At 36.1% G+C, this 14,750-nt stretch carries 11 protein-coding genes; 1 reads left to right on the plus strand and 10 read right to left on the minus strand.

All coding sequences use genetic code 11. The features are described from left to right. Positions 1-68: 68 nt before the first annotated feature. The 10 genes from WJR50_RS29410 to WJR50_RS29455 all read right to left on the minus strand — a co-directional run bounded on the left by WJR50_RS29410 (position 69) and on the right by WJR50_RS29455 (position 11,810). On the minus strand, positions 69-1,256 hold the full coding sequence (locus WJR50_RS29410; RefSeq protein WP_341296907.1) for a glycosyltransferase family 4 protein: 1,188 nt from the start codon (positions 1,254-1,256) through the stop codon (positions 69-71). A 52-nt stretch (positions 1,257-1,308) separates the two neighbouring features. Then, positions 1,309-2,304, minus strand: a complete 996-nt coding sequence (locus WJR50_RS29415) for a glycosyltransferase family 2 protein (protein ID WP_341296908.1) — start codon at positions 2,302-2,304, stop codon at positions 1,309-1,311. 66 nt (positions 2,305-2,370) lie between these two features. Further along, positions 2,371-3,093, minus strand: a complete 723-nt coding sequence (locus WJR50_RS29420) for a sulfotransferase family protein (protein ID WP_341296909.1) — start codon at positions 3,091-3,093, stop codon at positions 2,371-2,373. A gap of 2 nt (positions 3,094-3,095) precedes the next feature. Beyond that, the gene (locus WJR50_RS29425; protein WP_341296910.1) at positions 3,096-4,184 is read right to left on the minus strand and encodes a glycosyltransferase family 8 protein; all 1,089 of its coding nucleotides are present in this window, start codon (positions 4,182-4,184) and stop codon (positions 3,096-3,098) included. Beyond that, on the minus strand, positions 4,181-5,476 hold the full coding sequence (locus WJR50_RS29430) for an MATE family efflux transporter (RefSeq protein WP_341296911.1): 1,296 nt from the start codon (positions 5,474-5,476) through the stop codon (positions 4,181-4,183). The genes WJR50_RS29425 and WJR50_RS29430 overlap by 4 nt, the downstream gene beginning before the upstream one ends. A gap of 7 nt (positions 5,477-5,483) precedes the next feature. After that, a complete protein-coding gene (locus WJR50_RS29435) occupies positions 5,484-7,820 on the minus strand; it encodes a GumC family protein (RefSeq protein ID WP_341296912.1) in 2,337 nt (778 codons plus the stop codon). 7 nt (positions 7,821-7,827) lie between these two features. Continuing rightward, on the minus strand, positions 7,828-8,607 hold the full coding sequence (locus tag WJR50_RS29440; RefSeq protein ID WP_341296913.1) for a polysaccharide biosynthesis/export family protein: 780 nt from the start codon (positions 8,605-8,607) through the stop codon (positions 7,828-7,830). A 39-nt stretch (positions 8,608-8,646) separates the two neighbouring features. After that, positions 8,647-9,174 carry a UpxY family transcription antiterminator gene (locus WJR50_RS29445; protein WP_341296914.1) on the minus strand — a complete coding sequence of 176 codons (528 nt, stop codon included), beginning with the start codon at positions 9,172-9,174 and terminating at the stop codon, positions 8,647-8,649. 357 nt (positions 9,175-9,531) lie between these two features. Then, positions 9,532-10,821 (minus strand): WcaI family glycosyltransferase, encoded by a 1,290-nt coding sequence (locus WJR50_RS29450; protein ID WP_341296915.1) that lies wholly within the window; start codon positions 10,819-10,821, stop codon positions 9,532-9,534. 116 nt (positions 10,822-10,937) lie between these two features. Then, positions 10,938-11,810, minus strand: coding sequence for a hypothetical protein (locus WJR50_RS29455; RefSeq protein ID WP_341296916.1), 873 nt, complete (start codon positions 11,808-11,810; stop codon positions 10,938-10,940). Between the two features lie 1,079 nt (positions 11,811-12,889). On the opposite strand from WJR50_RS29455, the gene WJR50_RS29460 reads away from it, so the two are divergent. Next, positions 12,890-13,690, plus strand: coding sequence for a transposase (locus WJR50_RS29460; protein ID WP_341296917.1), 801 nt, complete (start codon positions 12,890-12,892; stop codon positions 13,688-13,690). Positions 13,691-14,750: the final 1,060 nt, after the last annotated feature.

The following is a 14,750-nucleotide window of genomic DNA, read 5'->3' on the forward strand; positions in this document are numbered from 1 at the left end:
TTTCCATAAATTGATTCAGGTTAGATGGATATTATTTATAATTATGGTAGTCAATTAAAATGATAACCTCACCACTTGAGATTTGAATATTCGCTAGCATATTCACTGTTAACCTTCTCCTTCAATTTTTTAGAATATATTTCTACAGTCTGTTCTCCTATTAATTTCCAATCATATTTTTCTGATAATTGTATCATCTCACGATGCGCAGTAGACCATTTTTTCTCGTTTCTTAAATAAAAAATTAATTTTTCTGCCATGCTTTTCCAATCTCCAGAAGAGACAAGATACTCAGGAGAAAGAATACTTGAGGGTCCAGGAGCATCATAGGCAATCACAGGTATACCTGCACTACATAACTCTATAACAGAAAAACCAAAACCTTCCAAATAAGATGGAAACATGCCAACCTTATACTTTTTGAGCAATTCAGGTAATTCTTCTTCACGGAAGCTTAATTTTACCGAAACACTTTCCCTAAGATATTTTGGAAAAAATGAGTATATCTTTTTTTCTGTCTGAAAAAGTCCTTTAGCTCCAAACAGAGTAAGATCAGCATCCGGGATGTGCTCTTTTACATTAGCAAAAATTTTTGGAATATCTATACACCCTTTTCTAAAATCAAAGGTACCTATAAATGCCACTTTATTACTACATCTAGGCTCATTGGCTATACGATGAAAAGCTTCTTTCTTTTTTTTCTCTATACCAAAAGGCAGATTAACAATCTTGTCTTTCGGATAACCTTTTTGAATCAATTTTAGTACATCTTTATGATTGCTCACGCTAATTATATCTGCCTGATCTAAAGATAGATAAAACCTGGCTATTTTTGTTTTCTGGGGATTACCAAAAAGTATCATTCTGAACAACTCGCTTGCAATGCTTTTTATGGTTCTTCTCCGAGGGAATTTGATATCTTCTAAATGAGGGATAAGTAATACTGATCTGGCTACAATCAGGGTTTTATCTTTGTTTTCTCTTATTAAAGGATAAAGAAAGTTTGCATCTACGTCTATAATATCATATTGCTCAGGAATAGATAAGAGATACTCCTTTACATTTTCAGCCCATATATTACTGACTTTAATAGATTCTTTTCTTAGATGCTCTGCTATTATTATTGGATCAATAACTGTCACTTGATGACCTAATTTGCTTATTGCTTCCCCAAGTTCCATGACTACCTTTGGACCTCCCAATTCTTTCTTCAAAGAGTCTTGGGCAATAAATAGTATGTTAAGTTTTCTTTGCATAATTTTTAGTGAAGTGCATAAATAAATATATATCATCAAGTACTCATGAAAACTATTTGTGCCAAAACATCTTTATGGTATAATTTAGTATTCTAACAAAAAACATATTTTTTTTATATTTCACCTTATGAATATAAACCATTATTATTTTATCCAAAATAGATCTTGGATCCCGTAAATCACCTTGATTTCCAAGTTTTTTATAGATTAGATTCCAATCATAGTTCCAGATATCAAGCATTTTAAACTTATCTTCCCCATATTTTATCAACCAATGTATAATCTCCAAATCCCACCAAGTTATCGTATCAACATCAATATCTAATTTGCTTTTTTTTATTACTAGTGGTAACCATTTATTATCTAGAGTTTCTAACATTTTGCCTGGTAAAGCTGCTGATTTTCTGTAATTTAGGTTGAGATCAAAAGCCGATGTATTTTTCTCTATGTATTCCCACATTAAATACCAAGAATGTTTTTTATAGTTTCTAACTATTGGTACCTCTCCTAAATGCAGATTAACAACTTCATTGCAATAATACGGTTCCACAACCTCATTTGTCGGGACCCTGTCACTATGTATTTTTTTCCCCTGAATCTCTTTTAGATCATCCACATACCCAAAGGGTTTCATCCTGACATTAGAAATATAACCTTTAAATGCTGGCTGGACTTCAATCCATTTCATGTAAATTCTTGTACCCAATTTAAGATTTACTAATCCTCTCCATTCTTCTGAGTTTACTAGTGCTGGTGGTATGTATTCATCAGCATCTAAGGCTATAACTATTCTTTTCTCGGCTTTAATTTTTCTTACATTTTCCCACAATAACCTTGAGCGGTACAATTCATCGTACTCCAAATTTTCGTTTTTAATTAAGGTAACCTTGGGATGTTTTTGTAATATTTCAATTGAGCCATCAGTAGAACATTGATCGACTACAATAAACTTATCAGCCCATTGGCTGTTAATTTCTAAAAAAACTGGTAAAATCCATGCTTCATTCTTAGTAGGTGTAATACATATAAAAACAGTATTATCTTTCATTAGCTAACTTCACTAATTAGAAGTAAAAGAATTAAACTATGAGGAAAAAATGATTTACTACTTAAATTAAATCTTAGTTTTTTTTATCAGCCCGTAGAATGGCAAATTCCTTTCTAACCAGTATTGGACCATCTGTTGCTTTGAAACTTTTTTGCTTTTATTGGCTTTGGGATAAAAAGTATTTATAGTTTCAATTGAAAGGAATTCACTAAGTTGCTTAAGGGTAATTTTTTCCTTATCAATATTTAATACCAATAGATCATCTGGTCTATTCACAAAATGCTGCATTACATGTTGGTGATGTCGGCGATAGCTATCGAGCAACCTATCACTATCATATGAAACAGTACCATAAGCAGCAATATTTATTTCATCATTTAGTAACCCATGTTTCCATAACACAGCCCCTTCCTTATAAAGCCATTTCATACTTTTCAGCCATTTTTTTTCATCACGATAAGTATAAATAAATTTACTCCCGGGAAACTTTCTATCCAACGTTTCAAATAGAAGAGGAACTGGTAGATCCCCGAAAGCTTCGTATTTATTCATCATATCTTTATCAAACTTTAAATTTAGAACTTCTAATTCTTTTCTTCGTCTCCAATTCCAATAAAGATTTAATTTGCGTTTTGGCTCAAAAGACAATTCATCAGAAATGACCTCCGGATGCGTAAAAAGATGAATCGGAAAGTGAATGGTATTGTAACCTAAAATTTCTAAAGCTTGGCAAAGAGATGTTGTACCAGTACGGGATAACCCTATACAAAAGATTTTTACTGTCTCCATCTCTATACTTTTACTGTTTGACCAGATAAAGCTTCCTTAACTTTTTTCCTCCATTTAGCTTCCATATTGTCAATTATTAACTTATTATTCTTTTGAAATCTAAGAATAGACTGTTGCTCTTGCCAGAAATTAGCTGTATTCTTGTCAGCTTCAGCTTCTTTAATTTGTCCAGAAACCATTTTTATTACTCTTCTTAAGTGATATAAAAAAGGTAAAAGTTTTCCAATCTTCAACTTTTGCCCATATGTCTTTTTAGAAAATAAAAAGGCCGGATCAGTTAAGGTATACCCAACTTCTTCCAATAAAGCGTAGAATAAACGGTTCTGAGGACTGTCATTATACCTTAACCAAGGTTTAAAGGAAGTAACAAAATGATAGTTGATATCAAATTCAGCTAGAATGTCTAACTGTTCCTCGATTTTAAATACTTTCCGGTGGGACTGTGTATTCCAAGATTGATCTAATAGTGTAAAATTCTTGTGAAGTGTTACATTTAACGCGCTTTGATCCCAAAATTTGCAGCATTTAGGGTATGTTTGAAGATAAAGCATAGTTTTGTTTGCGATATCTTCTTTCCTAAATTTATCAAGATTCAGATACATAAGACCTGAATTAAAGTAAGGGCCATTGGGGTCAAGTTTGAGTTGTTCAATTATAGGACAGTCATCTTTTAGACAGGGCATAACAGCTTCTAAAGCAGCCATAGCAGCATTTCCCTGAAAATCCATTTCCCATAGTAGTTTTATATCTTTAAGAAATAGAATGTCAATATCAACATAAATCACCTTATCTATTGGTAGTAGGTTAGGAAGCAGCAATCTGGCATAAGCCATTTTACTGTCATAGAAGAAGTCTGGAAATCCTTCAAAATCAGATTGATCTATAGGATAACTGAGGATTTCTACATTACATAATCGTTGTAAAGTACGATCCAAAATTTGCCAAGATTCCTGCCTGATCCCTCCATCAATAATATGAAAAGAAATTCCTTCCTGGTATCTAGTATTAATTAGAATACTGCTTAATGTAGCTAACAGACCAGGAAAATATCTTTCATCACCAGCACAGGCTATGTGTATATTTTCTTTCATAAAACATTATCTTTCTTAAAACCTACTAAGCCAACCAAAACACGCGTAAACAACACAAATAAATTTGTGAATATGGAGAGCATTAATACTTCAGATGTTTGGCTAAGATTCAAATATAATATACAAACTATTTGAACCAGGAGCGTTCCTGGTATACTTACAATAGGCATCCAATAAAATATCCATTTTCTGGCGGCATTCATCTGCCACATAATGCCAACAATCAAAGCTAGCCCTGAATTGGTAATTAAAAGTAGAACTTCTGTATTTAGGTGACTATAATTACTACCTATTATCCACAAGAATAAATTTGGCATCATATAAGCCAAGGCGATCAAAGCTACAGATAAAACTAAATATAGACTTAAAATAGTAGCATATTTTGTGAGCAAGTCCTTTTTCCCTTGCTTGGCTATATAAGGAGCAACTAATGCACTACCTGCCACACCAAAAATCAAGTAAAGCTGCCCCAACCTGCTAAGTGCCCCTATCTCTGCAATACTCATGGTTTGTCCAAAAAAACTGATGATAAAAATCATTATTTGTCCTTGAAAAGCTGCAAATACAATCCCCGGCATGATAGGGCGTATGTAGTCAAACATTTCTTTACGCACTATTACTGAGGCCTTTTGTGGCTCTTCAATAAAGGCACTAGCTTTTTTCTTGTATGCATATCCGTTAACGACTGTAAGTAAACTGGTAGTTAAGGCTGCCAACCATGCATTGAGTACAGAAAATAAATATAAAACAGCAATAAGTAAAAATCGTAATATTCCATTTTTAAGCTGAATCCGATAAAGGTTATGCAGCCTTTGATGTATTAGGAGCGGAGGGGTATAGTACGATATATTACCGGAGAAAAAGAGGTTAGATAAGATACAGATCAGCAAAGCAATGGTCACTGTTAAAGGCCAGTGATGTTTGGCTGTTAACAAAGGAAATAAAATGATGCATGCTCCTCCTACTATTACAAAAAAACGATTACGGTAAAACTGTCCGGCTTTAATATAATTCCCTATTACTTTTTTATTGTAGATACGGTCACCTACCAGGGCAACAATAGAACCGGAAAAGCCAAATTCCACTAACATTTGAGCTGTACTTTGAAAAGCAAAAGCTACACTATACTGGGCATATTCTTCTACTGATAGCCAACGAATTAAAAAGAAACCACTGAGTACTTGTATTAACTGTACCGCACCCTGGCCAACTACAAATGTACTAATCAGCTTCGCCCATTTGTTTATGGATGCATGGGGTACATTTAATGCTAGGGAGAGTCTTTTGATCATATCCTTATCATCTTCCTTTGGAAGAAGATGCTTTCCTCTTTTTGCTTTTCACCTCATTCCCATTCATCTTTTCATAACTGTAACCATACCCATAACTGTTGTCTTTTTTGGTATCATTCAGTACGATCATGGGATGCTTAAATTTCTGGTTCCGGTAAATATCATCTATGATTTCCAACTGGGACTTTTGGGTATGCTTGCACCTTACAATATAAATACAGGAGTCTATTAAAGGAGCCAGGGCATAAGGGTCGGCTACCTGGCCCACCGGGGAGGAATCTATCAGCACATAATCAAAGCGTACTTTCAATTCTGCGATTAATCGAGCTACATTTTCACTCATGATGAGTTCGGCAGGGTTAGGAGGCAATAGTCCAGATCCTATCATTGCTAATCCCGGTATGCTGGGATGGGAGACGGTGATGTTATCTACTGAAAAATTTTCGTTAACAAGGTAATTGGTTAAGCCTATATTTTGATTGGGAGTGGGTTTGCGCAAATCAAAATTCACTACTACTACTCTTTTACCTGCCAAAGCCAGACTCGCCCCCAGGTTAATGCTAAAAAAGGTTTTACCTTCCCCACTTATGCTGGAGGTGATCAGGATTACTTTGTTTTCTTTGCCAATCGTAGCAAATTGCAGATTGGCACGGATCAGCCGGAACAGTTCAGCGGTAGGTGTATAACTTTTCTTCGTAACTACCAGCGTATCTTTAAGCTTGCTGTGTGAAATTTCACCCAGTACTGGCGTAGCGGTTATTTTTTGTACGTCTTTTAGCTCCTGCACTTTATCATCTAACATCTCTTTTATATACTGAAAAGCAAAGGGCAAAAACAGACCCAGGAGTATGGATGCCAGATAAATATTCGCCTTGTTAGGATAGATAGGATAGGCTACGGCACGATCAATGATCCGGGTATTGGGAGTAGCTGAGGCCAGTGCCAGAGCAGATTCCTCACGCTTCTGGAGCAGATAAAGATAAATCTGTTGCTTAATGCTCTGTTGCCGGTTGATCTCCAGCAGTTCACGTTCAATGGAGGGTACTTTTTGTATACGGGATTCAAAACGGCTGGAACTAGCCTGCAGATTGTCCCTGGTAATGATCAGCCCGTTTTTAATATTGCTGAGGTTCTCCATGATGTTCACCCTCAGGTTGGCCAGTTGGTCATCAATATTGAGGATCAGTGAGCTCTCGGGCTGTATGGTGCGCAGCATGCGCTGCCTTTCCTGTTGCAGCTCATTGAATTTGGCAATCAGGCTGTTGAGCGTAGGATCCTGTATGTTTAAAGAGCTGGGAACCAGTTGCATGTCATCTTTCTGAAGGTAGGCTTCAATGGAATTCAGTATATCAATCTGCAGTTCATAACCTTCTAACTGTTCATTGTATTCACTTGCCTTTTGCAGATATAACTGGGCATTAGAGCTTACATCCGTTAAGTTATTGCGCTGCTTGTACTGCTCTACGTTCTTTTCTACATCAGAAAGCTCTTCCGAAAGGTAGCTTAGCCGTTCATCCAGAAACTGTAAAGAGTTAACTGCCATCTGATTTTTATCTTCAATACCTTCCTGATTATATACCTCCACCAGCTTATCGATGATATCAATACCTCTTTGAGAGACAGCGTCTACCAGGCTTACATTCAGAATACTCGTATTGTCATTGACTGGCTGTATCATCAGTTTACGGCTGTAGCTTTCCGCCAGCTGTCGTAGGTCATGAAAACGTATGATGTAAGTCTGAGAAGGAGGGGTAGCTGCAGAAGAAACTGCTGTAAAAGTGGCATAAGCAGTTTTGATCTCCTGACCAAACTTATGCGTAGAGATACTTTTTTCGCCACCGCTTTCTTCTATTAAGTCAAAAGTATTTTTATCCGTGGCCCGGATCTTCACAGACTTACCAAAAGCCAGTGAATCGTAGGAGCTAAAAATTAGCTCAATGGGTATGTCATCTTTATACACTTCCATATCCCGGATCCGTCCTTCAATATAGTAGGTCGTATGAAGAGAAAGCTCCGAGAGCACCCTATGCATCAGACTTTTAGACTTGAGTATTACAATCTCATTTTCTATTTTTTTGCTGTTGTTGAATACGCCCAGCCCCGCTGTACCTCCTAGCAGGTCTGAGCCGTTTTGTTCATCTTTGATGAGCAGGGTGCTATTGATATGGTACTGAATGAGGGTATTATAGCGCTGATGAATAAAAGCTGCTGTAAAGCATAAGATTACGCTTCCTACAAACCAATACCAGTATTGCAGATATTTCAGCAGCAAAGCCTTAATATTGATCTCTTCCCGATTTCCTGAATCAGTTTGAAATAAACCTTTATCTTCTCTAGTATGCATAAAATTATTAAAACCTGCTTAACAGTATGGTCATACTTGCCAGACTCGTGGCAATGGAGAGCGCGAATAAGAGATTGATTCTTCCGGTATTGGCCTGTATGCCCCTTGCCTTCACCGGTTCTACGTAGACTACATCATTCTGCTGCAAATAAAAGTAGGGGGAAGCCAGGAGATCTTTATGATTCAAATCAAGCCTTACGGCTGTTCTTTCTCCATCCTTTTCTCTGATCAAGAGTACATTCTCCCGTTTACCAAAAGGAGTCATATCGCCCGCCAGCCCCAAAGCTTCCAGGATATTGATTCTTTCGGTAGGGACAGTAAAGGTACTGGGCTGACTTACTTCCCCGATTACGGTAATCCTGAAGTTGAGGAACCTGATATTCACAATAGGGTCTTTTACTTCGGATTGAAGTTCTTCTGTCATCTTCTCGGTAGCTTCTTCAATGGTCAGGCCGGCCAGGCTTACCTTCCCCAAGACCGGGAAGTTCACTGCTCCCTGGGTATCTACCAGATAGCCTTCATTAATTTTTGTCACTGTACCTCCGGAGCTTGAAGCACTGCCTATCGTAGTAAGTACACCACTATTAAATAGCAGGTTAGATTCCGGATTCAGGGTACTTACCGTAATACTTAATAAATCATCAGGCTGAATTACTGGTTCTACGGCATTTTGTATGCTTTCGGTATAAGCTATACTTTCCGGTAAGTCACTGAAGTAAGTAAGGTTGCGTTGAGAACAGGATGCCAAAGTTATAGCCAGTAGAAAAAAGAAAAACTGTTTTACCATGAATAAAAATTACTATCCTTTACACCACTTTCTAATCAATTAAACAGCTAGATGCATGTCAGCTTTTAACTCCGCCATCGCTGCAGAAGCTTCTATGTGTACCCCGTAGCCCAGGGCATCAAAACGTAGTAGTAGTCTTTGCCTGCCTCTAAGTTGTACTACTTCACCCTTTACCCCTTTGAGTGGACCACGCTTTACCTCTACCATATCTCCTTTCTCAAAACATCCGTAATCCGCTTCTATGTCCTGACCATTATTTTGCACAAATTGCTGCAAAGCTATCATCTGTTTTTCAGGGATCGCTACGGCCTTTCCTTCAAAACTAACATAACGTACTGCACCGGGGGTGTTAAGCACAGCATAGCGTTCCTGCTCACATACTTTTACAAAAATATAAGAGGGTAGTAAGGGTAGCGATACTCGTTTCTTTCTGTCAGAACGCTGTACCAGAGTATTTTTTAAAGGTAGAAAACACTCTATTTTTTTTTGAGATAGTAGAGCATAGAGCTTTTTTTCAGCTCTGGACCTAGTGTAGACTGCATACCAATGATTTGCCTGTTCTTTCATATTTTATTCAAGTTATGATACAGCTTCGCCCTCTCAGTTACATTTAGTTTTTTAAACGCAACCTAATGATAAAGCCTTACCCTTTTCTTTCTTTGACTATTACTCCCAGTACAAGGCTTCATTATTGAAGCGAAAAGGCATTCCCTGTACTATCAGGAAGATGTTATTCAACAAATGCATAAGAGGGGCTTACTTTCATCAATAAATGAATAAAAGCCTCTCTTTTAAACTCTAAGGTAAATATTTTGTATTAAGGTTTAATTCCCTGAATAATCCTCAAAATAATTGAAATACTAATTTATAATATAAGTTTTTTTAAACAAAGATACTACGGTATTTGCTCCCTAATTATTCTCCCTATGGGCGATAATATTCAGCGCTTTGCATGACAGGTTTTCCTACCGTAACCTTTCCTATAGTTTCATACAAGTTTTTTTCAAAACGTGATAATATGCTTTCAATGCAAAGGTGATACACAGCATACTCCCGGGCATTGATTTTAAAATTAGATTTCTTACTCAAAGCAAAATACTGTTCTATGGAATAAAGTAAACTTAGTTCATTTTCTTCATCAGTACTTATGCCTATTTGATGTTTTTCAATTAAACTCCTAATTCCCGAACCTTCTTCAGCAGCCACCAAGGGTATTCCTCCACAGGCCAATATACCTGAGAGCTTGGAAGGCATGACCAGATCAGTAGCCCCTCTCTTCTGTAAAATAACGTGCAGGTCAGCCATATTCAACAAATCTGCTAATTCCCGCTTAGCCACCAAAGGGGCAAAACGAACATTTTTTAAACTCAACTCCTCTTTCAGTTTTAGAAGACGGTTCTTCACAGCCCCCTCACCTACGATAAAAAACTTTAAATCAACTTTACGTTGCTGGGCAATCGCAGCAGTTCGTAACAGGGTATCCAAGCCTTGTTTTTCTCCCAGATTTCCACTGTAGAGCACTACTTTATCCTGAGGCTGGTAACCATATTTCTCTTTAAGCCCTTGTTTTTCTAGAGCATTGTAAGGATACAACTCTTTAGTATCTACCCAATTTGGAAAGAGGTTAAGCTTTTCTTCGGCTACACCCTTAATAAGTACCTTTTTTCGCATTCCCTCACTAATGGTGGTTACCAGATCAGCCCGTTGTATAAAATAACGTTCAAAGCCTTCCAGAAATCCAAGTATTGCTTTACGACGAATTATACCCAACTGCCGCGCAGCATCTACCTGCAAGTCCTGTATATGGAAAACAAAGGGGGTACCTTTCATCCACTTAAATAGCAATGGTAAAATCCCAATAGGAAGTGGAGGATATATGCAAACTACTATATCAAAATTATATGGCAGTTTCTTGATCCAGTTCAAACTTGAGCTTACAAAAAAAGAGAAATCATGCAATAGCCTGGTATAACCATTTACTGTCTGAGGCACATAAAAAGGCCCCCGATGGACTTTCACTGAATTGATTACTTCTGTGAAATAGCCTTTGGGACGATATTTTTCATGTACCTGCCACTCCGGATAGTAGGGCATCGCAGTAATCACTTCTACCTTATGTCCGTGAAGAGCCAGCCACTCACACATTTCAGTGGTATATTTTCCGATGCCAGTAAGCTCGGGATAGTAATTGATTCCATATACAAGTATTCTCATGAGTAGATGTTTGGTTATGTCCAGTATATTCTACTAATTCTCGGCAGGGAATATTTTCTATATTACAGCATATTTTGTAAACTTCCGATGACCTAAATCATCCTTAGCTAATAACTTCAGTGGAGGCTCCTAACGTTATTAATCTGCTTACTCATATAAGCATAATTAGGTCTCTTAAGTACCCATTTCTCAATTTTTTTATGTAAATACTTTTTCAAAGAAGGCTTGTAAAGTAATATAGAAAAATTATCCTCTAAAAACACATTTTCAACTTTTCTCCTTTCTGTTAGCCAATCAGCGCTAAGATAATATAGTTGAATGTACTCCTTATTTGCAAACTCATACATATCGTTTAAGTCTACTCCTTTTACACCACATACATAAAGACTGGTTATCCGCTTTCTACGGCAATAATCTTTTACTTCCTGCAGCTTGCGTATTCCGGCACTCTCTACCTCATCATCAAAATAGCCTAAAAACTGCTGATAGCTTCCCTGATTCTTTAAAAAAGTTAACAAAGCTTTACTTTCAAATTTATAGCCTATGATGATAAATCGTCTGCTTTTTGCCTTAGACATATAATAGTATATCTGTATCAAAATTAGTTTGCTCAAGCCTGATAGAAACGATAATATAAAACAGTAAACTAGAAATGCTGGAAATAGCTTTACAACCATAAGTTCTAAGATGATAAAGATACTCCCTATCGCAAATACGCTAGACATACTCACCAAAAGAGCAGCAACAATACTGGTTTTTATGCCAAACTTAGCAGGGTTATATAATCCTGCTAAATATGAAACAATTACCCAAAGTAACCACACCAAATAAGCATTTGCAGGGCTAAGGTATAATCCATGATTAACCATTACCTGCTGACCAAAATATACCCAAAGCATAAAAATACAAATATCAGGAAGCACTAATATCAGTATACACGCTTTAGAATAATTGGAAGTTATGTTAGAAACATTATTTGAGTTCCACATAAGTTTCTGCCTGGTATATACATATAAATAACGTTAAGAAAAACCTACTTAAAAGCAGGTCAAACTATACGCTGATTTCAATATATTCTTAAACTATACTATCCTTTTATAATTCAGTAAACCACCTTTGTACAAATCCACGAGCGGTTAGAATAACGTTAAAATATGCTAGCTATTTTGAAAATCTGTAATGCAGTTCCAGAAGATGTTTTGATTAAGTATTAGTTTTCCCTAACAACTAAAGAATCATTTTACAATTAATTTCAGTCCTTTGATATATTATTTTGGGCTAATGCATTAAACAAATATTAGCGATTATGATAACATAGAAACATGAAGACAGTTTGGCAAATTCATAGGCATAGTAGTATTGTTTATGGGTGTTAAAACCATATTAATTTTAATAACTGTCATTTTGTCAAACGCTGACTTAGTTTTTAATTATGCATTTAATTTTTTTTTCTTACATAGGCAATAAGATAGAGTGCATTCGACTTCTATAAGAATATTAAAGGCATGCAGGGGTTCTGTACTATTAAATCGCTGAATAACTATTATTGTAGATGAATTGTTAATGTAACATTTTATTTTTAGGTGTGCAATCCCCAAAAAAAGTACATGTATCTAATTTTACTATTATTTATTGTATTTTTTTTATATAATTATAAAACCTTAAGCGCTAATACTCATCTTAAGCTCACATAAAACAATGATATTTACATATGATTTGATGCAAAAAATTCATGACAAACACTAATTTTGACCTGTTTGATAGTATATTACTTTTTTTTATTTATTTGAAGTAATAAAAACTTTAAGAGGGTAAGAGACTAAATCTTTTGAACAAAAAATAGAATCAAATCAATATTCGTATCTAAATAAAAAAATTTGATATAACACAAATTAATTATTATACCTTAAGTATTAATGTGAATCAAGAGTAGAAAGAGCAAACATAGCGCAAGGCTTGTTTATCTAATATGGACTTAAAAGTGGTTCCCCACCGGGATAAACTAATAGACCTTTACGACTACGTTTGCCAGTGTTATGATAAAAAACTTTGTTTGCATTGCCAACGGATGAGTAATAACAGGAAACAAAATTTTACTGATCAAGAACTTATTACAGTTTACTTATTTGGTATCCTGCAACAGCACTACGAGATCAAACAGATATATAATTACATGTTGAATCACTGGCTAAACTGGTTTCCTGATTTGCCGTCCTATCAGGCCTTCAACCGGCGTATCAACCTTTTGACGGAGCTGTTTCCGGTTTTAGTAGAAGACTTATTAGAGCAGATTGAAAGCCCCAATCTGGTAGATGATATTAAGCTCATGGATGCCATGCCTATCATTCTATCAGCCCAAAAACCTGATAATGGTAAAGTGGCCAAAGATATAGCTGGTAAAGGATATTGCCCTAGTAAAAACTTATACTATCATGGATTGAAGCTGCATGTATTAGCCAGTAAAAATATCAAAGCTTTGCCTGTACCCCAATATGTAGCTGCTAGCAACGCTGGGGCTCATGATTTGCGAGTAGCAAAAAGAATACTTCCTCAAATACGTAACTGTAGTCTATATGCTGATAAAATTTATTCAGATATACCTCTGAAGGAAGCCCTGGCAGAAAAGCAAAAACTATATCTTAATACGCCAGTAAAAAGAAAAAAAGGCCAGAAGAAACTCACAGCTGCTGATCGTTATTTATCTACAGCAGTGAGTATTGTCCGACAGCCCATTGAATCTTTATTCGCTTGGTTACAGGATAAAGTCAAACTTCATGATGCTACAAAGGTAAGATCTGAAGCTGGTGCTTTAATTCATACTTTTGGAAAAATGGCTGCTGCCGTCTGTAGCATCGTATTCAACTATTGATTCACATTATTAATAAGTGTGGATTGTAGGCATTTTTCACCTGCACTAAGTCTTATCCTTTCTTACTAAGAAAAATAATAAGCCCAAAAGCCACTTTAACAACTTATTAATAGAATAATAAAAAATACAAACCCTTATTGCCTTACACTATCAAATACGGCGATAGTCTTTTTCAAATACATACTAGATTTCATCTTGTCACTTCTATAAATATCCAAAATTATTAACCAAGGGTACTGAGATTAAGCAAAAACAGGTAGTGGAGACTAGCGGAAATTGGATATAAGGATTGCGTGAGTTTTGAGGAAAAAAAAGGCTTACATAGTGGATAGAGTAAAAAAGTAACCCTCCCAATTGATGTAAGCGGCTACCAAATAACATAGAAATAAGGAGAAGTACTTGGCCCACCCAAGATGCATAGAAGGGCAGCATGGCAATAGGCGACAGGTGCTGATAGAGATTATAAGTCGTAGAACTACTCAATATTTGTTTATTTATCTAGAAATTGAGGAGTAAGCAGGAGCAAAAATGACACTGTTTTATAAGGATCAGACAGGGGTATTATATAGTTTTTTTTATATTTGTTTTTGTTTTTAACCAAATAATAATCCTTTCTAATCTTATTTTACACAGTATAAATCACATTATTTTCATATCTAAAGCAGACATGGTGATTATGTGCAAGAGCTTTTTTGATTCCTTATCTGCATATGGTGAAACTTGCCCTTGTGACGATCGCTTTTTTACTGTATACTATTCCCTGCCTGTTTTTCTGACCAAGAACTGATTCTGGTCAAGGCCCTGTAATCTAAACTTCAAGGAAGTACTATCAAACAACAGAGTCAACCTCATCAGGAAGGAAGCTTAGGCGGGACAGTTTACCTCATCGCTCGACTTGGGATTTGGAAGCCCACTCGAACGGACAAAAGACCTTTTGGTGGGATCAGCCTCTATAGAGATATGCAAATCTCTCAAAAACCACAAAATCATGGCACTTTCCCAACATAAGCTGCTAAAAATTTAATGGTAGAGAATAACCAAACCGGGTGCTCCTCACCGG

It is taken from the genome of Catalinimonas locisalis (assembly GCF_038039535.1).
Lineage (GTDB): Bacteria > Bacteroidota > Bacteroidia > Cytophagales > Cyclobacteriaceae > Catalinimonas.

Bases quoted from the DNA above. Each gene is read 5' to 3' on its own strand.
- WJR50_RS29455 (WP_341296916.1), bottom strand. From the start codon at position 11,810: ATGTGGAACTCAAATAATGTTTCTAACATAACTTCCAATTATTCTAAA.
- WJR50_RS29460 (WP_341296917.1), top strand. From the start codon at position 12,890: ATGAGTAATAACAGGAAACAAAATTTTACTGATCAAGAACTTATTACA.
- WJR50_RS29425 (WP_341296910.1), bottom strand. From the start codon at position 4,184: ATGAAAGAAAATATACACATAGCCTGTGCTGGTGATGAAAGATATTTT.
- WJR50_RS29450 (WP_341296915.1), bottom strand. From the start codon at position 10,821: ATGAGAATACTTGTATATGGAATCAATTACTATCCCGAGCTTACTGGC.
- WJR50_RS29430 (WP_341296911.1), bottom strand. From the start codon at position 5,476: ATGATCAAAAGACTCTCCCTAGCATTAAATGTACCCCATGCATCCATA.
- WJR50_RS29415 (WP_341296908.1), bottom strand. From the start codon at position 2,304: ATGAAAGATAATACTGTTTTTATATGTATTACACCTACTAAGAATGAA.
- WJR50_RS29420 (WP_341296909.1), bottom strand. From the start codon at position 3,093: ATGGAGACAGTAAAAATCTTTTGTATAGGGTTATCCCGTACTGGTACA.
- WJR50_RS29435 (WP_341296912.1), bottom strand. From the start codon at position 7,820: ATGCATACTAGAGAAGATAAAGGTTTATTTCAAACTGATTCAGGAAAT.
- WJR50_RS29445 (WP_341296914.1), bottom strand. From the start codon at position 9,174: ATGAAAGAACAGGCAAATCATTGGTATGCAGTCTACACTAGGTCCAGA.
- WJR50_RS29440 (WP_341296913.1), bottom strand. From the start codon at position 8,607: ATGGTAAAACAGTTTTTCTTTTTTCTACTGGCTATAACTTTGGCATCC.
- WJR50_RS29410 (WP_341296907.1), bottom strand. From the start codon at position 1,256: ATGCAAAGAAAACTTAACATACTATTTATTGCCCAAGACTCTTTGAAG.